22 protein-coding genes and 1 pseudogene are annotated in these 21,959 nt (G+C 42.0%); 13 read left to right on the forward strand and 10 right to left on the reverse strand.

Features of this window, described 5'->3' with window-relative positions:
* Positions 1-64: 64 nt before the first annotated feature.
* The 3 genes and pseudogenes from PN447_RS05615 to PN447_RS05625 all read left to right on the forward strand — a co-directional run.
* A pseudogene (locus tag PN447_RS05615) lies at positions 65-229 on the forward strand (RNA-guided endonuclease TnpB family protein); the annotation flags it as partial.
* 35 nt (positions 230-264) lie between these two features.
* The gene (locus tag PN447_RS05620; protein ID WP_271761509.1) at positions 265-744 is read left to right on the forward strand and encodes an RNA-guided endonuclease InsQ/TnpB family protein; all 480 of its coding nucleotides are present in this window, start codon (positions 265-267) and stop codon (positions 742-744) included.
* A 93-nt stretch (positions 745-837) separates the two neighbouring features.
* On the forward strand, positions 838-1,302 hold the full coding sequence (locus PN447_RS05625) for a hypothetical protein (RefSeq protein WP_271761511.1): 465 nt from the start codon (positions 838-840) through the stop codon (positions 1,300-1,302).
* Between the two features lie 108 nt (positions 1,303-1,410).
* Here the strand turns inward: PN447_RS05625 and PN447_RS05630 are convergent, their stop codons facing one another.
* Together PN447_RS05630 and PN447_RS05635 are read right to left on the reverse strand one after the other, a co-directional pair.
* On the reverse strand, positions 1,411-1,902 hold the full coding sequence (locus PN447_RS05630; RefSeq protein ID WP_271733479.1) for a YajQ family cyclic di-GMP-binding protein: 492 nt from the start codon (positions 1,900-1,902) through the stop codon (positions 1,411-1,413).
* Positions 1,903-1,960: 58 nt separating this feature from the next.
* A complete protein-coding gene (locus tag PN447_RS05635; RefSeq protein ID WP_271761513.1) occupies positions 1,961-2,380 on the reverse strand; it encodes an MAPEG family protein in 420 nt (139 codons plus the stop codon).
* Here PN447_RS05635 and PN447_RS05640 point away from each other — a divergent pair.
* Positions 2,379-2,501 carry a hypothetical protein gene (locus PN447_RS05640; protein ID WP_271761515.1) on the forward strand — a complete coding sequence of 41 codons (123 nt, stop codon included), beginning with the start codon at positions 2,379-2,381 and terminating at the stop codon, positions 2,499-2,501. The two genes, PN447_RS05635 and PN447_RS05640, sit on opposite strands and share 2 nt — an antisense overlap.
* On the opposite strand, the gene PN447_RS05645 is transcribed toward PN447_RS05640, so the two are convergent.
* Together PN447_RS05645 and PN447_RS05650 are read right to left on the reverse strand one after the other, a co-directional pair.
* Entirely contained in the window at positions 2,498-3,001 is a 504-nt protein-coding gene (locus PN447_RS05645; RefSeq protein WP_271733477.1) for a DNA recombination-mediator protein A, read from the reverse strand. The genes PN447_RS05640 and PN447_RS05645 overlap by 4 nt on opposite strands.
* Before the next feature lie 164 nt (positions 3,002-3,165).
* Complete coding sequence (locus PN447_RS05650; RefSeq protein ID WP_271761517.1) at positions 3,166-4,260, reverse strand: phosphotransacetylase family protein; 1,095 nt, start codon at positions 4,258-4,260, stop codon at positions 3,166-3,168.
* A gap of 323 nt (positions 4,261-4,583) precedes the next feature.
* Between PN447_RS05650 and PN447_RS05655 the strand changes: the two genes are divergently transcribed.
* Entirely contained in the window at positions 4,584-5,993 is a 1,410-nt protein-coding gene (locus PN447_RS05655) for a glycosyltransferase (RefSeq protein ID WP_271761519.1), read from the forward strand.
* A gap of 62 nt (positions 5,994-6,055) precedes the next feature.
* Here PN447_RS05655 and PN447_RS05660 read toward each other — a convergent pair whose 3' ends face one another.
* Positions 6,056-7,990, reverse strand: coding sequence for a DNA polymerase III subunit gamma/tau (locus PN447_RS05660; RefSeq protein ID WP_271761521.1), 1,935 nt, complete (start codon positions 7,988-7,990; stop codon positions 6,056-6,058).
* A gap of 187 nt (positions 7,991-8,177) precedes the next feature.
* Between PN447_RS05660 and PN447_RS05665 the strand changes: the two genes are divergently transcribed.
* The 3 genes from PN447_RS05665 to PN447_RS05675 all read left to right on the forward strand — a co-directional run bounded on the left by PN447_RS05665 (position 8,178) and on the right by PN447_RS05675 (position 13,265).
* A complete protein-coding gene (locus PN447_RS05665; protein WP_271761522.1) occupies positions 8,178-8,807 on the forward strand; it encodes a hypothetical protein in 630 nt (209 codons plus the stop codon).
* 194 nt (positions 8,808-9,001) lie between these two features.
* Positions 9,002-9,283: a zinc ribbon domain-containing protein gene (locus PN447_RS05670; RefSeq protein ID WP_271761552.1), complete on the forward strand. Its 282-nt coding sequence runs from the start codon at positions 9,002-9,004 to the stop codon at positions 9,281-9,283.
* A gap of 343 nt (positions 9,284-9,626) precedes the next feature.
* Positions 9,627-13,265 (forward strand): CHAT domain-containing protein, encoded by a 3,639-nt coding sequence (locus PN447_RS05675; protein WP_271761524.1) that lies wholly within the window; start codon positions 9,627-9,629, stop codon positions 13,263-13,265.
* A gap of 365 nt (positions 13,266-13,630) precedes the next feature.
* Here the strand turns inward: PN447_RS05675 and PN447_RS05680 are convergent, their stop codons facing one another.
* Complete coding sequence (locus tag PN447_RS05680; protein ID WP_271733469.1) at positions 13,631-13,966, reverse strand: hypothetical protein; 336 nt, start codon at positions 13,964-13,966, stop codon at positions 13,631-13,633.
* Between the two features lie 318 nt (positions 13,967-14,284).
* Between PN447_RS05680 and PN447_RS05685 the strand changes: the two genes are divergently transcribed.
* Positions 14,285-15,247: a putative 2-dehydropantoate 2-reductase gene (locus PN447_RS05685; RefSeq protein ID WP_271761526.1), complete on the forward strand. Its 963-nt coding sequence runs from the start codon at positions 14,285-14,287 to the stop codon at positions 15,245-15,247.
* A 254-nt stretch (positions 15,248-15,501) separates the two neighbouring features.
* On the forward strand, positions 15,502-15,822 hold the full coding sequence (locus PN447_RS05690; protein WP_271761528.1) for a hypothetical protein: 321 nt from the start codon (positions 15,502-15,504) through the stop codon (positions 15,820-15,822).
* An 18-nt stretch (positions 15,823-15,840) separates the two neighbouring features.
* On the opposite strand, the gene PN447_RS05695 is transcribed toward PN447_RS05690, so the two are convergent.
* The 4 genes from PN447_RS05695 to PN447_RS05710 all read right to left on the reverse strand — a co-directional run bounded on the left by PN447_RS05695 (position 15,841) and on the right by PN447_RS05710 (position 19,344).
* On the reverse strand, positions 15,841-16,164 hold the full coding sequence (locus PN447_RS05695; protein ID WP_271761530.1) for a DUF2103 domain-containing protein: 324 nt from the start codon (positions 16,162-16,164) through the stop codon (positions 15,841-15,843).
* A gap of 5 nt (positions 16,165-16,169) precedes the next feature.
* Complete coding sequence (clpS, locus tag PN447_RS05700) at positions 16,170-16,496, reverse strand: ATP-dependent Clp protease adapter ClpS (RefSeq protein ID WP_271761531.1); 327 nt, start codon at positions 16,494-16,496, stop codon at positions 16,170-16,172.
* A 78-nt stretch (positions 16,497-16,574) separates the two neighbouring features.
* Positions 16,575-18,623: an FAD-dependent oxidoreductase gene (locus PN447_RS05705; protein ID WP_271761533.1), complete on the reverse strand. Its 2,049-nt coding sequence runs from the start codon at positions 18,621-18,623 to the stop codon at positions 16,575-16,577.
* A gap of 565 nt (positions 18,624-19,188) precedes the next feature.
* Positions 19,189-19,344 (reverse strand): hypothetical protein, encoded by a 156-nt coding sequence (locus PN447_RS05710; RefSeq protein ID WP_271761535.1) that lies wholly within the window; start codon positions 19,342-19,344, stop codon positions 19,189-19,191.
* Between the two features lie 293 nt (positions 19,345-19,637).
* On the opposite strand from PN447_RS05710, the gene PN447_RS05715 reads away from it, so the two are divergent.
* Genes PN447_RS05715 through PN447_RS05725 form a run of 3 tightly spaced genes read left to right on the forward strand, consistent with a single transcriptional unit; the run spans position 19,638 to position 21,613 of the window.
* Positions 19,638-20,039, forward strand: a complete 402-nt coding sequence (locus PN447_RS05715) for a hypothetical protein (protein ID WP_271761537.1) — start codon at positions 19,638-19,640, stop codon at positions 20,037-20,039.
* Between the two features lie 40 nt (positions 20,040-20,079).
* The gene (locus PN447_RS05720; RefSeq protein WP_271761538.1) at positions 20,080-21,288 is read left to right on the forward strand and encodes a hypothetical protein; all 1,209 of its coding nucleotides are present in this window, start codon (positions 20,080-20,082) and stop codon (positions 21,286-21,288) included.
* 4 nt (positions 21,289-21,292) lie between these two features.
* Positions 21,293-21,613: a YbjQ family protein gene (locus tag PN447_RS05725; protein WP_271761540.1), complete on the forward strand. Its 321-nt coding sequence runs from the start codon at positions 21,293-21,295 to the stop codon at positions 21,611-21,613.
* Positions 21,614-21,959 lie beyond the last annotated feature (346 nt).

Here is a 21,959-nt window from a genome sequence, read left to right on the forward strand (position 1 = left end):
AATGCCAGATGGAGGGGTGATTAAACAGGCACGTGTAGTTAAGCGTGCCTCTGGGTGGTACGTAATGTTAACAGTACAGTGGGATGTAGCCGTACCCCAACCTCTACCACATGGGGAACCAGTAGGAATAGATGTCGGTCTAACAAATTTTATAGCAACTTCTCATGGTCTTTTAATCAAACGTCCGAGATTTTTTGGAGATGCCGAACGCAAGCTGAAATTGCTGCAAAAGCGTGTTACCAAAAAACGGTTAGGCTCGAACAATTGGCACAAAGCACAAAAAAAGTTGCTAAATTACATGAGTACGTTGCTAATTGTCGTCAAGATTGGCACAGAAAGTTGTCTCATCAAATCTGTGACAGTGCTGGGATGGTGTTTGTGGAAGATTTAAATTTAGTTGGCTTATCCCGTTCAATGCTGGGTAAACATTGCTTGGATGCTGGATTTGGTCAGTTTTTTAATATCCTTCAACAAATCTGTTTTAAGCGCGATGTCTATTTTCAAAAGGTAGACTCACGTAAAACCAGCCAAATCTGCCCTAATTGTGGAGTTGAGACAGGTAAGAAAGAACTGTCGGAGCGTACTCATGTTTGTTCAAATTGCGGGTATACAACAGATAGAGATGTTGCAGCCGCTCAGGTAGTCGCTATACGTGGACTTGCAGCCGTGGGGCACACGGTCAAGATGCTTGGGGAGGGTAAATTCATTGGAATCCCCGTGAATCAAGAATCCCCCGGCTTCTAGCCGTGGGGAGTGTCAATCTAACTCATGCTGTAGGCGACGGCCAAGTATAGCACTCAAGCACACATCGTAATTTTGAAGGTTGGGAAAATTTTTATGACAACAGCAATTTCCTATGAAGATGCACCAGATCTCACCGCTAACGATTATATTGTTATAGGTCTATCAACCTGCTTCATTAAGGAAGATGGGGAAGTTTATCAAGTGGAAGTAGTAGAACCAATTCCCTCTGCTGCTTTAGAAGCATTGTTCAAAGGTATTCCCACCTCCTATAAGCTGGCTTGTGCAACCACCCTGGGATCTGTTCTGGATGGCAATACACCTGTGTTACCAGATGGCTTTCCAGATTCGACTCAGTTTGGGGAAGAATTCGCTGTGCGGGTGTTTGCTGCAGCTCGCACCTACAAACGACGTGAAACTGCACAGTCCCTCATTCCTTTAGGTACAACCTACACTGATTTTGAATATTCAACGGAGCGTAAGCGCGTACTGAATGCCGCTAGAGTTGTCACTAAAGAAGACAATGTTAAGCAGCATTCCCACACTCACAAAGTTCTTTAATCTCAGGTAATGCGGAAGGCAATTAACTAGTTAATAATTAGCGAAAAAGTATCAGACCTGATTTTTAAAAAATGGTATGGGGTGGATTTTATCCACCCCGTAGGTTGTTTAACGGTAATTGGTAAATTGTAAAGCCACAGGAAGGTCTTCTTGTTTCAGACGCTGCATCACAGCTTGTAAGTCATCCTTAGCTTTAGCTGAAACTCGTACAGCATCACCTTGAATTGAGGCTTGTACTTTTTTGAATTCATCCCGAATCAATTTGGAAATTTGTTTAGCTATTTCCTGACTGATGCCTTTTTTGAGTGTGATTTCTTGACGTACACGGTTACCACTAGCTGATTCAACTTTGCCAAACTCGAAAATTTTCTGAGAAAGCTGACGCTTGGCGGCTTTTTCCCGGAGAATGTTGTGAACAGAATCTAAGGTAAACTCGCTGTCAGTGCTGACATTAATGGTTTGCTCGTTTAACTCTACAGTGGTTTGAGTATCTTTGAGGTCATAACGACCTTTGATATCTCGCATAACTTGATCGACAGCATTCACTAACTCTTGTCGATCAAAGTCGCTCACAATGTCAAAGGAATATGTAGAAGCCATAAACAATTTTAGATTTTCGGTTTACCGGTGATTTTAAACCCGCATTTCTACTGCCCAATTAACTCTGGGCTTGAATGATGCTGGAGATAATCAGAGTAGCAGAGCTCAGGGAGGCAATGGCAAACATCAGCGATCGCAATAGGGGTATATTCAAAATATAAAAAATTGAGTATAGCAAACGCGCCACCACAAAAGCGATCGCCGCCACTGTTGCTGTAGTATAATTTACCCCAGTTACATATGCCATCAGTGCTGCGGTGGCAAACAACATAAATGCTTCCAGGGAGTTTTGATGCGCCCACGTGGCTCTTTGAGCATAGGGGGGCAATTTATCAAACATGGCGCGAGGAGTAGCAAGGGCTTCATAGCCAATCCGCACCCGCGCATAAGCTACCAATAGAAAGGGCAGATAAATCAGAAGGGCGGCAGCAGCAATAGAATACAACAAAATAACAGACACAGGCAGTTGCGATAGCATGATTAAACCAATCAATGTATTTGTAGTTAGCTGTGATGAACAGGTAACAGGTGGTTACCTGTTACCAATTCGCAGTTTCCTATATCTATCATTACCAGGGCGAGGACTTACTGCACTTTAGTCAAAGTAGAAAAGTGTGACAACTTTTCTTTGTTCTTCTGCATCTCCACAAGTTTGCAGCAGAGTACGACTGTCGTGAAAAGCAAAACAGATGAGCTGCTGGCATCGGGAGATAATCTCCTTGTTACAAATGTAACTAGCTTCAGCTAAAGACAGATTATCATTACTGGAATTTTCTACCAGATGCATCACCTGCTCTAGTTGTTGGCGTGATTCATGGGGCTGGCGTTCCAAACTTTGGGGTAAAATCACCGTCAATAAATTGGGATCAGCCCGCATTGCTCCCTTAATGGCAGCTGAATTTGTCCCTGTAGCCCCAGAGGTGATTACCCGATTGCCTGATAGAACCAAGGCATAGGTCATCATCTCAATGAGATTTTGATGCGTAATTGGCACATGACGAGAACCCAACAAGGCGATTCGCTTAGAACCCGTTTGCTGGATGGTCGCCAGTTCCTGCGCTAATGTATCTAGGTTGGTAAGGTCTGTTGACTGGCTCAAAGATGGACGTAATCACATTAAACAACCCAGTTATTCTACCAAACAGAGTGTAGGTGAACAGCCAAATATAGTTACATATTGCTACATTTTTATGATGTTTGCTTCAGTAGGTCAATAGCTGCTGGACACTCCCCACGTCTAAAGACGGGGGATTCCAGCCGCACTTAAGCTAATGTCCCTCGGTGAGTTAAGCCTAGTTTAGATAACAAGCGATCAATGTCAAAATTCTCAGCCATCAACTGGTGAATGCAGTGAACCTTGATGGGTTCATGTACCCGTACTTGACCAAAGGTCCGGTCAATAATTTCCACAGTGGTTAGGGTATCTAAGTCAACCGATAGGATGGGGATTTCTAGCTCTTCAGCACGACTGAGAATAAAGGCAGGTGGTGGCAGCTGTCCAGTCAAAATCAGGCATTGTGTAGAGGTTTCTAGGGCGGCTTGTTGAATTTCCACGCGATCGCCTCCTGTGACTACTGCCATATTTCGGCGTTTGCGGAAATACTTCACAGCCGCATTGACATTCATTGCCCCAATTGCCAAACTCTCCACCATCAAATCCAAGCGATCTCGACGACAGAGAACTTCCGCCTTTAACTGGTTTACCAGTTCACCAACGCTGACACTGCGGAGTAAATCACTTTTCGGCAATGTGGCCAATACAGGGATGTCTTGCTTTTCTAGAAACGGGCATAATTGAGCGTCAACTATTTCTAATTGTTCGCTAGGGATATCATTAATCACAACTCCCACCAGGCGATCGCCCACATACCGCTTGGCAGATAATAACGCCCCAGTTGAGAGCAGAGAATTATAACGTGTTACCAACAGTACAGCCGCATCTAACGTCTCAGCAACCTGTAACAAGGACAAATCAAACAGACTGCCTTGTGTCAAATCACCAGGTCCCTCTAGCAACACTAAATCTCCCTGGGAAACTTGCAAATATTGCTGTTTTAATAACTGCCGATAGTTGGTGTTGTCTTCGCCGCGCCAGCGTCTTTGGACATTGACCTCATCCAAAGCCAGTATTGTGGCCGCAACACGGTTTTTTGGTAAGTTCAGACTATGAGCAATAAACTGGACATCTTCCTCAACTAAGGTTCCGCCAGATGCACTAAAACAAGTGCCTAGGGGTTTACCGTAGGCAATATCTAGTCCTTTTTGCTGTAGCTGATGAGACAAACCCAAAACAGTTGCAGATTTACCACTATAAATCTCAGTTGAGCCAATCAGCAAACATTTAGCAGATTGTGGCACACATGCACTCCTAATTGCAAAAGGAAGGTGTTTACTAATTTTAGTGGGTTACGGCAGCAGGGTGGAGTGCTCACAAGGTAGAGTTCCCCATAATCTACTGTCTTCGGGTTGGTCAGTGTAAAACCTAAACCTAATAAATCATCCTAAATACTTTGAAACTCGAAATTTGGTGCTAAGAAATGTTAAAAATTCGGTTACAATTAATATGCATTGGCTTTTAACAAAGAAGCTGGAGCAATAAAAGCAGAAATCAGCGCTCTCAAGTGTTGGATTCCTTGCTTTTTTTCAGCTGTATAACAACTGGTTTTTGAATCAAGTAACCTATGCCAGCGAATTCCTGGCCCGAAGACGATTATTACGAAGAGCTTGACCAACTTAACTCTGTGTTATCCGACCCATCGACAGATAAGGAGGAGTTAGTGGTAGAGGTGGATCCCATGTCTCTACCATCCCGGTTTCAAGGACGTAGACGCAAAGCTGCTCTCATGTTGACTGTAGTGTGGAGCGGTACAATCGCTTTGCATTTAGCTTCTTGGGGTTCAATATTCATTCTAGGACTGACCACTCTTCTAGGATTTCATGCCTTAGTGGTGGTATTTGCTAGACCCCGGCGCTATGCCAAAAACATCCAGGGAGATTTTCCCTCTGTATCTGTGCTAGTAGCTGCAAAAAATGAGGAAGCCGTTATTGGCAAGTTAGTCAAGAATCTTTGCAATCTGGAATATCCAGATGGGCAATATGAAGTCTGGATAATTGACGATAACAGCACAGATAAGACACCGGAACTCTTAGCCCAACTAGCCCAAGAATATCAGCAACTCAAGGTTCTCAGACGTTCTCCACAAGCTAGTGGCGGCAAATCAGGAGCATTAAATCAGGTATTGCCATTGACTAAGGGCGAAATTGTCGCAGTGTTTGATGCTGATGCTCAGGTAGTACCAGACTTATTGCTCAAGGTAGTACCTTTATTCCAACGAGAAAAGGTGGGGGCGGTGCAGGTGCGAAAAGCCATCGCTAACGCCAAAGAAAATTTTTGGACTCAAGGTCAGATGGCAGAAATGGCTTTGGATACCTGGTTTCAGCAGCAACGTGTTGCCCTGGGTGGTATTGGCGAACTCCGAGGTAATGGTCAGTTTGTCCGGCGTACAGCCTTAGAAAGTTGTGGCGGGTGGAATGAAGAAACCATCACGGATGATTTGGATCTGACTTTGCGCCTACATTTAAACCAATGGGACATTGACTGTACATTTTGCCCAGCTGTGCAGGAAGAAGGTGTCACAAATGCCATCGCCCTTTGGCATCAGCGCAATCGTTGGGCAGAAGGCGGCTATCAACGCTATTTAGATTACTGGGATCTAATTGTGAGAAACCGCATGGGTACGCGAAAAACCTGGGATATGCTCATGTTTATGTTGAGTATGTATATCCTACCCACAGCAGCAATTCCAGATTTATTCATGGCCCTGGCTCGGCACCGTCTACCAATTTTAGGATCGGTAACTACACTATCCGTGGGTATGTCTGTTGTGGGTATGTTTGCCGGACTGAAGCGCATACGTCAAGATGAGAAATTTAATATTTCTACATCTTTCCTGTTGCTGTTACAAACACTACGTGGTGCTTTGTATATGTTGCACTGGTTAGTTGTGATGAGCAGTACCACTGCTCGGATGTCCCTCAGACCAAAACGTCTAAAATGGGTAAAAACCGTGCATTCAGGAACCGGCGACTAGCTTTTTACAGCCAAGTTAACACTGAAAATCCATTTGCAAATTTAAATTTGGATGGATTTTTTTTATTCGTCATCAAGTTCTGACTCGTCCATCCACTCAGATATAGTCATGGTTTCAGGCAAGTCTAATGCATCCCCTGTCAGGCGGATAATTTGCCCATCAAAGAATTGGGCTAGACGCTGGGCTGCGCTTTCCACTTCTTCGGTTCCCCAATTAGCCGGATTTGTGGGTATTTGTGGCGGGGACAAGGTTTGCAGCTTAGGTACACCGGTGGTTGATTCGGTTTTGCTTGGTGCTGGTTTAGGTGTAGCTGGCTGCGGTGCATCAGACACAAGTTGATTGTATTTGGGTGCTGGTGGTTGCTGAACGGGAGTATAATTTTGTGCTTGAGGATTTGTTCTTGTGGTGTTACCAGTCGAAGTAGTTCCTTTTTCGAGATAAACTTCGATTTGCCGCTGAAAAATCTCTTGGAAAGCAGCCTTAATCATGGGTAGATCAGATTTGAGTGCGTCTAACCAAGTACCTTTGACCGCAATACGAGCTAAGTTCCCATTAAACTCTATTATCTGGCACATTTGACCAAGTAAGGCCCTGCGGGAGGGTATGTGAATATTCACAAGTACCTGTTGCCAAACTTGAGTTAAGTCAGACTCTGATGGCGTGGTCACTTTCTCTCCAGAAGGGGGGTTAGTAGTTCCATTTGCTGGTGGGGAAGTGAGAGGTTGTGGTGTGATGGCGGGTGGATGAGTCGTGCTATTTTGACTTGTGGGCTGAGGTAAAGATATTGGGTTAAGGGTGGTATTTTGATTCGTGGGCTGAGGTTGTGGAGAAAGAACAGGGTAATAATTTGTACCTAAAACTGGCGGATTCACTGTCTGAGGTGTAATCACAGTTTGGATTTGAAGATTAGCACTGGGTAATAAACCTAATAATGTCACCTCTAACCACAAGCGCGGTTGGGTGGTATTTTTAATTTGTAGTTCCGCTGTGCGCAGGTGTTGCTGCCCCTGTAAAATGATCGTTATGTCTAGTTGCTGGGCAAATTCAACCAGTGCTATCCAGGTTTGCTGGGTACAGGTAACTAAATCCTGGCGGTTAGGCGCTGTTTTAGCTATGAGTAAGTCCCGATAGCAGGCGGCGAGATTTTGCAGAATAATTAGGGGTTCCCGTCCACTATCAAGGATTTTACGGCTGCAATCTAAAACTGCTTCTGGTTGGTTTTGAGCGATCGCCTTTAATAGCGTTAGTAAGTCTTGTTCACTGACTGAACCAACCAAATCCCAAACTTTATTCGGGGTGACTTCACCAGTCACCAGCGCTAATTGGTCTAGTAAACTTTCCGCATCTCGCAATCCTCCCTGAGCGATTTGAGCTATCAAGGTGACAGCATCAGGAGAAATATCAATATTTTCTTGACAGGCGATCGCACTTAAATGCTTAACCATGGACTCTAACTGAATACGTCTAAAGTCAAATTTTTGGCAGCGTGAAATAATTGTTGGTAATACTCGCTGGGGGTCTGTTGTGGCTAACACAAAAACTACGTGTTTTGGTGGTTCTTCTAATGTTTTCAGTAGCGCATTAAATGCTGCGGTACTGAGCATATGACATTCATCGATCACATAAACCTTGTAGCGACACTGTACCGGCGCAAACTGCGCCTTTTCAATCAGCTCACGGATATTATCGACACCAGTGTTGCTAGCGGCATCAATTTCTATCACATCGAGGGAATAACCCTTAGTGATACCTTGACAAACATCGCACACTCCACAGGGTTCAGCAGTGGGCTGATCACTGTTGAGACAATTTAGAGACTTAGCCAGAATCCGCGCGCTGGAAGTTTTTCCCGTACCTCTGGGTCCAGTAAACAAATAGGCCGGGGCAATTTTAGCTGTGCGAATCGCGTTGGTGAGGGTGGTAGCGATCGCCTCTTGTCCGACCAATTCTACAAAACTCTTTGGGCGATACTTGTGGTGGAGGGGTTCGTAAGACATGGATAGAAGACTTTAGTGCCTTTCAATTTTGGTTAGCAGCACCCAGTCGAGTTTGGGATGGAACTATTTTAAACTTTTGTACATGGCTTGTGTATATTTGACACTCCCTCGCGCTGGTCTGTGGGCCTGTTGATCGCCTTGGCTGTGCTGGTATAATGGTCAACAATACTCAATGGTGTAGCAAAAAATGCTCAGGCGGTTAATTCAATGGTTGAAGAGTCTAATTAGTAGGTGGTTTGGCGGCCAAAGAACTCACTCCCATATGGAAGATGATTTAGTAACAAGACTAGCCCCACCGCTAACAGATAGCGATTTAGAGTTTCTGTTCAACGAACTTATAGAAGGTGTCCATCAAGCCAGAGGAAAAGATTGGGCGCAAAAATGGCTAGATAATATTGAACATCGTGTTTCTACTGAAGATTGGATACAATGGTTACGGCGCTTTGGCGAAAGATTGCTAGCATCACCTACACCGAATAATGAATTAGCCGCTCGCTTAGTGCAACTGGGTGAGTTGGGTGTTGGTGAAGTGGGAAAAGTTGCCTATGAAGTGGGAATGCAGTTGTTAACACGCCTTTCCAGGGAACCAATATGGGAATATGACGGACTAGACGCCCTCAACACAACTGTACCCACCAAGGGAGTAACCCAAACCGTCACCCTAGATCAGCTGTTAGTCATGTTACAGCAGGATCAGAATTTACGCCAGCAAATTGCCCAGCAACTGGCTATTGAAACAGACGATCCACAGTTGATTGTCCAGGAACTAGTCAATCAACATTATGCTGCGAGTAAATCAAATACAGATCGGAGTTAAGCGGTGATGGGGAGATGGGCGATAAATATAAATATGGTTAACTTCACCCCTATGGGTGTATGATAAGCCTCTATCCACTAGGATTGCAATTATTGGTAGGGGGCTGCGTTGATGTAATTCTGCTTCCTACTTTCGAGACATCTGTTATGTCTAGAAAAGCCAAGAGAAGAATTAGATCGAAGTCAGTCCGACAAATGCTTACTTTAAGCCACTACAAATTCAAACATTTCATCAAACACAAAGCTCAGGAATATGAGAAAATAGTAGTTGATATAAACGAAGCGTACACATCAAAAACGGTAAGCTGGACTGGCGAAATTATCAACAATCTAGGAGGGTCTACAATCATCAAGTCTAGGATAGATGATAAAATCACAAATCGAGATTTGAATCGTGCGCGAGGAATTTATCTGCGCGCGTTGGTTGATACGCCTTGTTTAAGAGAGAATCTCAACCTAAAGCCTTTTTCAGGCTAATGAAGTACACATCAATTGCCTATTACCTGTTCCCTATTACCTGTTCCCTATTACCTGTTCCCTGTTCCCTGAAACTAAACAACTTTGTACCTCACGAGTATGGGAAATTCTATATGTATTTTTGAACATTAGTTAGCGAAAAAGTATCGCTAAGAAATTTATAGTCTGCGGTAGGCTATTCCGTGGACTTAAAACAAAGCTCATCGTCTCCGATAGCCTGCATGGCCTAGGCATTGCACTAGCTGGATTGGATGAGAAGCCTACGAGAAGCCTACACTGAATTTTTCAAAAAAAATCAGTTACGGTAGTATGTCACGTAAGACAAAATCGGAAAGTGTTACAGATGCTCACGCAGCTATTCCAGCGGCTTAACAAGTTTTTCAAGCACCCCATGGGTCATCAGTCGAGTCCATCCTTCAATAGGGTAGGGGGATCTGAGGTGGCACAACCACTACCTGAGCTAAGTAATGCAGATCTAGAATTTTTGTTTACCCAGTTATTGGAAGGTGTACAACAAGGACGCGGAAAACAATGGGCGGTTGAGTATCTACAACGCATGGAGAATCGTATCAGTGTTGAGCGCTGGATAAATTGGTTGGTGATGTTTGGCGAAAAGTTGCTGTTATCACCAGAGTCCAATCGTCAGTTAGCAAGACAGATGATACAACTAGGGCAGATGGGAATTGGCAAGGTGAGTGAACTTGCTGACGAAATCGGGATCCGCCTGTTAACCCGAGAATGGGGTGAACATGACAAAGAGAGTGAAACTAGAAGCAGTGAAATATTAAATATACCACTGGAATCTGGAGGAAAAGAGTTAATCCCTACCCAGGGCGAGTTTTTATGGGATTCTCATGGCTGGCGGGGCCAAGCCATAGATACAGAATATCAGGTGACAGGAGCCACAAGCCCTGATTCTGCTTCAGAAAGATTGACTGACAATACCGAAGAAGTGACCTCGGAATATACAAATCAAGAAACCACAATCACAGCGCCAAATCTGCCCACCCCATTTGAGAAAGATGTAATCCCCAATTTAGTGGCAATATTCTGGGAGTCACAAAGAGAAAAACCTCAGATTATCAAGTCAGAAACAGGAGGGGAAATAGTATCTTCTCCTGAAAATTGGCAAGATTTATTGGTTAATTTAGATGCAAATGTAGCGCACACCTTACATGAGTTGTTCGTGCAGTTGAATGAGAATATCAATTTAGTCCAACAGCTAGCAGATTATCTCTCACCGGCTATTATTGCTGATTCCGATGACCTTCAAGCGCAAGAGTACTTTTATCAAGGTCTTCAGCAGGGGAAAACCGGTGATTTGGTAGGAGCGGTAATTTCTTATAATCAAGCCATAGCAATCAAACCTGATGCTTTTGAATATTGGTTTAACAAGGGTTTAACTTTATTTCATTTAGAAGATTTTGCAGAAGCAGTCGCCTCTTATGACCAAGCCGTAGCATTAAAACCCAATCATTACAAATCTTGGTATAATCGCGGTGTGACTTTAGGTGAATTAGGAGAATTTGAAGCGGCGATCGCCTCCTTTAACCAAGCTATAGAAATTCAGCCCCAAAATCCAGAGGCTTGGTCTGGTAAAGGTTTAGCCCTGCTAAAATTGGGACAAATCAGCGAGTCAATTTCTAGTTATGACCAAGCCCTGGATTTAGAACCACAAGACCCATATACCTGGTATTACCGAGGGATAGCCTTGGCTATAGATGAGAAATATCTAGAGGCTATTACCTCTTACGACAAAGCCATCGCCATTCAACCGGACTTCCATGAGGTCTGGATTGACCGAGGCGTAGTATTATTTAATTTAGGAAATTGGAACCAAGCGATCGCCTCCTGGGATCAAGCACTTGCCACCCAACCAGATTTATACTTAGCTTGGTATAATCGGGGCATTGCCTTGGAAAGGTTAGGAAATATAGAGGAAGCGATCGCTTCCTATGACAAGGCCATAGTTATCAAACCCGACTTTCACTTAGCTTGGCATAACCAAGGGCTAGGGCTGTTTTATTTATCCAGATTTGCCAAAGCGATCATTTCCTACGACCACGCCTTAGAAGTTAAACTTGACTACTGGGAAGCTTGGATTGGTCGAGCGACTGCTGTAGGCCATCTACCTACCCAAATACCGTTAAGTTCCTTAACAGGGATCGCCAAACAAAATCCTGCCTTGCAGCTGGGCGGCTATGAGGGTAGACTAGCCAGCTTAGAGGAAGGGTTGAAATATATTCAGCCAGATACCCATCCAGAAGGTTGGGGTAGATTGCATATAGAAAAAGGTAACACTTATTACGATTTAGGCAAAAAATTGCCCAGAAATCGTTATTATTGGTCTCAAGCCATAGCTGAATACAATCAAGCGCTGTTAACCTTAACAACACCAGAGTTTAGCGAATTGCATTTAGAGGTTTTGCAGTCTCTGATCAGAACATATTTAGCCATAGGTCAAACAGCACAAGCACAAGAACTACAGCAACAAGCCACTGACTTATTAACACAATTACTGATCTCACCAAATCCTTCTGAAGAGAGTAGAAGACAACTAGCCCTCAAATTTAGCGGAATTGCTCAATTAGGAGTTGATTTAGCGGTAGAGTGCGGCGAGTTTGTACAAGCTTGGGAAATGGCAGAACAGGGCAAAAATTCTTGTTTAAATTGGCTATTATTTGATTCCCATGAACACACTTATACACACTACTACACTTCGGTTCAACAACTGCTCAATCCCCACACAGCAATTATTTACTGGCATATTAGCCCAGTGGCGTTACATACCTTCATTATTAAATATCAAGCGCCATCACCCATTTTAGTCTTTACACCCATACAAGATGTAGTTAAAACAGACTTAGAAGGAAAATCCCTGCTTGTGGATGAAGTACCTCTAGCCGAAGGTGTAAGACGCTTAATTAAATTTGAACGTTGGCTGGAAGATTGGGATCACTCATACCAAGAATATCTGACTCAAGGCGAAGACCAACAAAGCAGAAGTCATCATGTTTGGCGAATGGATATGACACAAAAGCTGTGGAAACTCCAAAATATTCTCCAGATTTCCACAGTTATACAAGAACTCAAAGATATCACCCAACTCATTTTAATTCCCCATCGGGACTTACATAGATTACCTCTCCATGCCCTTTTTTCTCTGTCTTCGCCCTCCCCGGAAGAATTACCAAGTAACTTGACTATTAGCTATTTACCCAGTGTCCAAACAGGTTTGTCTGTCCAAGCTCAAAGTATATCGCCATTGCTGCATCCTATATTCCTTGGTGTCGAATCTGCCAAAAGCACGAATTGTCCTCCGCTAGAATTTGCTCAATTGGAAGCTGAAATTATCAGCAAAATGTTCAATAACTCCCAACTAATCCAGGGAGCTAATGCTACCAAAAGTTTAGTAGCAAATGCTGTATTTAATAAAAGTATTTTTCACTTTTCTGGGAGTGTTATCAACTGTTACAATGACCCAAAAACATCTGCATTAGTATTAGTAGATCAAGATAAAATCACATTAGAAGAAATCCGCGATCGCAATTTAAATAGTTATCAATTGGTTACTCTTGCGGCTGGTGAAACTGCGGTAACTAAAAACCAGAATATTACCAGGGAATATGTGGATTTAGCCAGTGGTTTTCTCTGTGGAGGAGTACCCTATGTGGTGAGTAGCCTATGGACGGTAGAATCATCGGCTAGAGCCTTAGTGATGATTGAGTTCTACAGAAGACTACAAATCAATAAATCCCCAGTTAGGGCTTTAAATGAAGCAACATTATGGTTAAAAGAACTGACTGGGGATGATTTCACAAAATGGTATGAAGATTTACGAAATCATCTCACGGCTGATAAACGAACACTTCAAGTGGATTTAGCAGCTTTATATAGAAGTATTGAAACTGTTCCCCCTGAAAAACTTTACAGTCATCCTTACTATTGGGCGGGATACACGATTAAAGGTGTTGCTACTTGATAACAAGATTTAAAGAAATGTGATTTTTGCATCTCATATTCAAGTGCTGCAATGCCTAATTTTTACCGGTTTGAGGAGTGGGGAACTATCTTTTACAAACATAAAAGCACCAAAGCCCACTGACTTTTAGCCGTGGAATGAATACATAGCACCTAATGGTACATTGAGCAATTCAGTATTGACTTGATTTAAACATTATTCTAAAGTTAAAGGGTAATGTTTGGCACGCATAATCTAAAGTTTGTAGACGGAATAACCTCTGGGAATGGAAAATGGGAGGAAACTCTTCTAAGTAGGTTGGCTGGATGAAACAATAATCCCACGTGCTTTCAGCCGTGGGAGTGTCAATATTGCTGCAAAACCTATCAAGCGTTTTGAGCCTGACTATGACTCCCAATCTGGCGCTTTTGCCAAAGAATGGCTGCTAAATTACTTAGCAAGGCGCTAATTGCTAGGGAGAGCAATATATAAGTAGGTAACATGACTACGCCAATGATGAACCAGGTAAATACATGGAATACCATCGCTAAGGCGAATATGCTAGCAAGTCCCGCAGATTTCCACACTTGATGTGTTGGGCGACGCAATACTGTGAGGATGATGGTCAGTAAGGAGGTAATCAAGTTGGCTGGAACGAGAAATGCACAAATGCCGATGCAATTGTCACGGGAGAACTCAGCTAAGGCGTTGAAATCAAGCATCAATTTGGTGGTATTAATGTCAACGTCTTAAAAATAAAGAATGAACGTATTTTTAGACATTTGAATTTACCTTAGCATATGCCTGAAGTGATTACTCCACCTATGTAATATAATTTAAAGTTTTTCCTAGAAATTCTCATATGAATAATAATTTTCTGTCACAGGTACATAAGTCCTAAAATATCATCCTCTACCTCAGCAACAGCAAAATTTCAATTATTTTCAAATAGGTTAAAATTTTATTACAAAAAGTTAACTATACATGGGGCAATCAGACATCATTTTATGATTATGGTCAGAGAATTCTGTGTGTCACAGATGTGCGATTCCTTGACAGCAGGTTGCGATCGCAAATACGCTATCCTCGGAACTGGTGCTTTAGGTGGGTTTTATGGCGCTAAATTGCAACAAGCTGGTTACGATGTCCACTTTTTGCTCAAGAGTGATTACGAGCACGTGAGCAAATCGGGTTTATTAATCGAATCCAAAGACGGTGATTTTACCCTTCCGCAAGTTAACGCCTATAATGATGTGGAACAGATGCCACGATGTGATGTAGTAATAGTGGCACTCAAGACAACTCAAAACCATTTACTACCGAAATTATTACCCCCCCTGGTAAAAGATGGTGGCGTAGTATTAGTATTGCAGAATGGATTGGGTGTAGAAGAGGATATTACCCAAATAGTCAAGAATGTTCAAGTTATCGGCGGCTTATGTTTTCTGTGTTCCAATAAAGTAGGATCCGGACATATTCGTCACTTAGACTATGGAAAAATTACTTTGGGGGAATATAGCCCTAAATATGATCCCGCTCCTCTAACAGAAAGAATACAATATGTTGCTAATGACTTTCAAACTGCTGGTATTACCATTGAATTAGCCACCGACTTACTGCTAGCGCGTTGGCAAAAACTGGTGTGGAATATACCCTACAATGGACTCTCAGTTATTCTCAATGCTAGAACAGACGAATTAATGACAGATGCTCACACCCGGATATTAGTTGAACAATTAATGAATGAAGTAGCAGCTGGGGCGAAAACTTCGGGACGAGTTATTCCTGATAGCTTCATTCAAACCATGCTGAATTATACTGTGAAGATGAAGCCCTACCGTACCAGCATGAAAATTGACTATGATGAAGGACGTCCCCTAGAGGTAGAAGCGATTTTCGGTAACCCATTACGAAAAGCCCAAGCAGCTGGTGCAAATTTACCCCAGATCAGCTGTATGTATCATCAACTAAAATTTCTGAGCCAAAGAAATGGCATTGCCTAATCTCATTACCTGGGGTGATAGTTTTAGCACCTGGGTGAATATTGGTGCTGGTTAAAACCTCTCCTAGGCAGCAGTGCCCATCTATATTAGATTGTTTAGATTGTAGCAAAAATTATTATTAATGTAAATACAACTTTTGTAGCAATACTTAAAACTAATTACAGTCTTTTATTGCAGTTTGTAAATATTTTTTGGGGTTGGCGAGATTATTCCTTTAGACTGAATCTCAACAGGAGAACATTAGAGCAAAGCAGATGCATTCAATGAATTTAATGTGCCATGAATTTGTAGTTTGTCTATCCTTTCTTGCTTGTATTGCAGGTTTGCTATTACTTTGGGATCCCAAACAGCCAAAAGATAATCTAGAAGAAACAGAGAAAATTCTCTTGAGAATGAGCTTCTCTTACTGGCTAGTTTACTGTTTTGCTTTTGGTATTGAGAAGTTGATTTTACCTGACTGGGAAACCGCGCTCATGTCTGTGAAAATCACTATTGCTTTGTCGTATTTTCTCACTTTTTCTTGTGTCCTGAGTTTGCCATTACACAAGTTCTCAGTCCGCCGTGTGGAAGAATAGGCAATAGTTAACAATGGACTATGAAGCTGATTTAGTTCTCATGGCGATCGCAATGGTATGTTTAAATTTATCCTGCTCTAAAGTGGTTAGGATAAAAACCTCTTGTACAGTTTTACCCTGACGGGCTATGACCTTATAACCACCCCGAATAGGTACAGATACACGCAGTTGCATTTTTGGACAGTGACCTTTAGCCCGCCCAATAACACCAGGGGTGACAGTTTGAATCCCATCCTGCAGACAGAGACGTTCTAAAATTGGGATGAGGCCAGAAATATGAGTTGAGTGATTCCAGACTAATCTGCCATCTTTAACAGAAGAGTCTTTAGGGGATTTACCCATGATAATTAAGCCGCTTCTAAAGGAGCCATTGTTAAACCAGCCCGACGCAGCTGTTGATGATATAGTTCCGCCATTTCTTGGGGACCTACCCAGACAATAGCTTGTCCTTCATAGTGTATCTGATTAGTCAAATCCCAAGCCAGATCACCTGTCATTCCCGGAATATACTTCATTAAACACTCGGAAACGTGTTTAAAAGTATTGAAGTCATCGTTTAAAACAATCACCTTATAATTGGGATAAGTCTTACGGGTAACTTGAGTAGTCCGTCCAGGATTGACAGTTGGTGCTGTACTCGCGCCATATACAGATGCTGAAAGTCTTGTAACCATAAAACAGTTAGCCAACAGGATTTTACAATCTACACCTCTAGATTAATAGTTTAGTCGATAATCTGAAATCATTTTAGCCTAACGCCAATTATCCCAGTTTTCGTTAAAAATTGAAGTATCAGGGAAAGCTGTCGGGTTGCCATTTTGCTCTAATAGACGTTTGAGAGCTTCTAATTGTGGTTCTGGTCTGGGTAAATTGTTCACCAGTTGGTAAGGTGTAACTTGATTGTTTAAGGCAAAAGCCGCAGTAGTACCCGCAGCAGCACCCGCAGACCATTCAAAGGAGTGTACCCGATACGCAGCAGCTGCAATGTGACTGGTGGCGATACTTTTACCTCCTACGAGCAAATTGTCGATTTTCTGGGGAATCATGGCTCTCAGGGGAATTTGGAAGGGATAAGCTTGACCAGCACCCCGCCTTTCTCCGGGACGTTCTCTATTACCGGGCGCTTCTGGGGGGCTTTGCTCCATGCAAGGATGAAAGTCTATGGCATAGTGACCAATACCTACAGAATCGGGGAAAATAGTAGAACGAGTCCGCCGCATTACTTGTTCCGGTGGCTTTTGACCTATAATTACAGAGATAGCTTCCAAACCAGCCAGTGTTGCTTGTAACCGGCGGTACATATCAGCAGGAAGTGTACGACGATAATACTCATCGTTGTAGTTGCGGCGAGAAATATCAGTTTCCCAAATGGTAAAACCTCCGGGTTGTCCCCAACTGGGACGGCCAATAATCCGTCGTCCTTCCCGGATATAGGGATATTTGGATAAGCCATGGGCTGTTCCCATGGGGGAATTGAACCCAGATATAAAACGGTGATTTGTGTGTTGCTCCTTGACACCTGTACCAAGTTGAGAATCTGTAGTCCCAGCGACTAACCAATAATAGTAGGCTAGTGCATTTTCTTCACCTCTGCGGAGGCTTTCCGTTCGTAGTCCCCCCATCCATCCGCCGGGTTGTAACTGTCCAGTAGCTTGCAACTGTTGGCGAGTGTAAACTAGGTTATCTTGAGGGGTTCCAGGGCGATAGTCGTTACCCCAAGTCCAATTTTGCATGGAAATGTCCCCTGGTGTGGGAGCCGAAAACCTTACACCTCCAAATGTTGCAGGTGCTCCCTGTTGCTGGCTCCAAATGCGGCGATAGGTGAAAACTAGGTCAAAGTTTGCCAACCGCTGTAATTCATAACTAAAATATGGGGCATACTGTGGATAGAATGGGGGCATTTCCTGGGGTTGTGGTTCCTTAGTGGCTTCCATTGCAAAGGTGTAAGTGAAGCCTTGGGTACAATAAGGATTGTTTTGCTGACTGGAGGAAGAAGGTTCGAGGTGGGAGAGAGGGTCAATACCCAAACGGTAGGGAACATCTGCCAGGGCGATAATTTCTCCGGTTTCGCTAGCGTCTACGATGTACCATTTGGGAGAATTCCCTTGTGTGTTTTGGGGAACTAAGCGAATGATGTTTTTAGTAAACCGAGATGAGTTTTGGTAACGATAAGCATCTTCAATGGTTTGAGATAAGGTGAAGGTGTTATGAGGTGGTGCGCCGGGGACTGGTTGATGTTGAATGGCGATCGCACTACTAATTAATTGTCCACCCCCAGAAACTGTAGAGGGTGTAATTTCTAAATCCTTAATTACTGTATTGGGAAACCATTCTAACTTGCCTTTCCCCTTTCTTTCGGCATCTCTGAGCATATGACTGATAATCGTGTGGGCATCACGAGGCAAAAAACAAGAGTCACTTACCCAGCAGTCCCCAGGGTTCAGTTTACCATACTTGCGTTCAATGCGATTTCGCAATTCCAAGTAGCCGCGAGAATAAAATTGGCGACTGCGTTGGGTGGGGCGTTCATCTAATGCAGATGTTCCCTGGGAAGAAATTTGACCCCCTAACCAATCAGTAATTTCTGTGAGACAAACTTTGCGTCCTGCTAGTAACCCCTCGTAAGCTGTAGCTACACCTGAGAGTCCCCCACCCACAACTAAAATTTCACAATTTACGGTTTTGTCTGGGTTTCTCGGTGGTGCTGCAAGAATGGCAGAATCAGGTGTAATAAAGTTGGATATTAAGCTGATACTGATTAATGAGGTCAAGCTGTAAGCTAATTTCTGTTGATGCTTCATAGTTAGGATAACGTTGAACCGCTATCTCAGGTAGACGCTACCATGTAATAAATGTTCTTCACAACTTCAATATAGACATGGAAACTTTTGATACTTGAGCAAAAAAGCCAGACTTAAATAGGACTTAAGTAAGATTGCACTAAAAACCTGGTTCTCATGTAGGGGTGATTCATGAATTACCCCTACTTTTGTTGTGTTTTGCGTAAGTCCTGATTAGCTTTAGGGCTGATTTTCCCATGATGATTTTTCCTGATGATTGAATAAAGCAAGTATTCTGTGAATAAATTTCTGGAATTGTTTTTTACATATAGCTTACCTCTTAGATCAATTTTAACTTGTTTCGTCTAATTGATGCTACACGGGGATCCGGGGGGTTAGAAACCCCCGTCTGAAAGCTAAAGTCAGATAAATCTGACACCGAAGATCATATATTGGATGGTCTTGATGGGATGCGATAGCGAAGCGCTGCTGCAAGCAGATCCCTCTGGGTTGATCCCGTTTGATGCTACAGGGGGAGCCGGGGGTTAGAAACCCCCGTCTGAAAGCTAAAGTCAGATAAATCTGACTAGAAGATCATATATTGGATGGTCTTGATGGGATGCGATCGCGAAGCGCTGGTGTTAAAGGCGATCGCGAAACGCTGCTGTAATGCGATCGCCATTCCATATACCCCCATCCCTTTGTAAGGGGAGGGGTTGGGGGTGGGGTCAAACCTCACCATAAATATTTAGTGCAATACCAGTGTAAAAATTTTATGTTCTTTAAAATCTATCTTTAGATAGATGACAAGATTACCTAAATAGTATTACTGAGGGTAAATAAAATAAATAACACATTTATTTTATTATTTCCATTTGAGCGTGGTATTATAAATTTCATCTATTTAAACTTTTGCTGTTTCTTCTTATAAGTACGCACACCGTTAAATATTCAACTAACCATCAAAGGATAAACCCATGCAATTAATAGGACTAACTAGGGCTGTAGCCTTAACAACACTGACATTCACCCTCAGTGCTACCCCCACTTGGAGTCAAACCAATCAAAACAGCTTTACTTGTCCCTGAAGCCCCTACCCCAGTTGTAGAGACGATAACTAACTCTACTAAGAAACGCCCTACCTCTTCGTCCTCTTATTTTGGTAACGGTATTGTAAGTATGCCTTTGATTCTAAATTTTCTTAAAAGAGCTTTACTCTTTCTGTTGATGGCGTGCATTGTATTAAATGCATCTAGTGTTTACGCATTACCAATTTCTCAAGGATTAGATGATATTCTTCTTCAATGCGCAGAGCTTAAAGAACCAGAACTGCGTGAGGAGCTAAACAATGTTATACAGGAGCTCCTTATCGACGAAACAAAAGTAGATTTTAGTTCTATTGTGAATCGAGAATGGAACACCTTAAAGACTGAATAAAAAATTTCCAATTTTAAACCCAGATAATAATACTAAACTGGTGAATAAAAATTACAATGCTGCCTTGGGAGGAGGTTCTATTTTTGTTGTATCTCTAATAGCACAAATCAATAAAAAGACTATCAGTGCAATAATTAATAGAATAATACCACAATTAGGTGAGAGAGTTTTAGGTCGCATAGGGAGTGGTTTCATCCCAGTTGTTGGTGAAGTTGTGGGAGGGGTCTGGTTGGCCAGTGATATAATTAAGAGTTTTGAGGGGATATTGCCAGAAATTCAGAAGGTTCTTAAGGCAGCAGAGGTAAAAGAAAATATTCGTCAAGAAATTGCTAGTACCGCTGAGAAAGAAATTCGTAAACAATCCCCTCAAATAGCATCGCAAATTTCCTATAATATTGCTCTTGCTTGGGACTATTTTAAGAAGAATCTTGATCAGACGTTAAAGATTGCTGAAGAATTACCTGAATTTCGCGCTATTTTGGCTAAATCAAGTGAGTCAGATGTAACTAAAATATCTTCACTGGTAGGTATTGCCTTAAACTACATGGGACGTAGCCAACTGATACAAGATATTAAAGATGGAAAATTTGAAAGAGTCTTGTCTTTGCCGGAGGTTAGTTATAAAATCATTGAAACAAGTCATAACTTATCTACATTAGTAGATTGGGCAAACTTAGCAGGTGACAAACTTGAAAAAGTGGTCGTTCTGGAACTCTACAAACATCTATCTCCAGAAGATTTAAATTATAAATTACTAAAAGATATTTTAGATATTGGAGACGATACAACAATATCTAAAATTTCACTTTTAGATATTAATTCTATTAAGGAATTGTTGACAATTTCTAGACAAAACTTAGTAGTTCTGGCTACTAGTTTATCTATAGATGACCTGGAAAATATAGCCGAATATTTGGGAGACTTGACGCAAATTCAAATTAATCAAATTGTTAAGTTTGTACTTGATGCTCCGGCAGTAATTAAGAACTCTGATATTATGCATAATATTATCCAGAGTAAAGAAATTACCACTGCAATTGAGTTTTGGAAAACACAAAATCCATTATCAATATTTGACGGAATTTTAAAAGCATTAACAGGAGCTATTTCTTGGCATTTAGTAAGTAATAAATTTGGCATTCCATTAATATTGATATTGATTGGAACACCCATTATTTTACTGTTAGTGTTTGTTTTGCTCTTTATCCAATGGTTTATTTCACTAAAAAATCAACAACAATTAGGTTAATAATATGCTAATAAGTTTGGATCATTTGCAGGAAAAAATTGAAGTTGGCGAGTTACTAACTGTTGTCGTAGTCAAAGCGGCCAATGTTGTCAGCGACATTCGTGAAAATATTCGTAATTTGACAGGAGGTCGTATGGAACATTATGAAAAATTAATTCAAGATGGCGTAGATACAGCCTTGGAAAATTTGGAAAAAAAAGCTAAGGAGCGTGGTTATGACGGGGTAATAGGTGTAAAAATATCCAATCCGATGGTAGTAACAGGTGGTGCAGAGATAATTGTTTATGGAAATGGCTTTAAAAAAGTAACCGTTCAGGGGGAGTAGAAGAAGAGATAGCCAAAAAAGGTGACAAAATCTGATAAGTGTCGAACCCAGTAATTTAGCACTAGCTGATTTCAATAAAGCCATTGCTATCCGGCTCAATGAATAGAACTAATTGAGTCCGTAAGCAAGAGTTTCACAGGTTAAAGGCGATCGCATTACCTTTCAACCTGAAAAGTATCGGGTAACACCTCATCATATAATTCCCAAGTAGACGGTAGCATCTAACAAATGTTCTTCACTTGAATAGAGACATTAAAACTTTTGATACTTCAGCAAAAAAAGCCAGACTTAATATCTGACTTTTTTTGTGTGTTCAGGGAATCAAAACTAACAAAATATCCAATCT

It is taken from the genome of Anabaena sp. CS-542/02, from assembly GCF_028331085.1.
GTDB lineage: Bacteria > Cyanobacteriota > Cyanobacteriia > Cyanobacteriales > Nostocaceae > Anabaenopsis > Anabaenopsis arnoldii.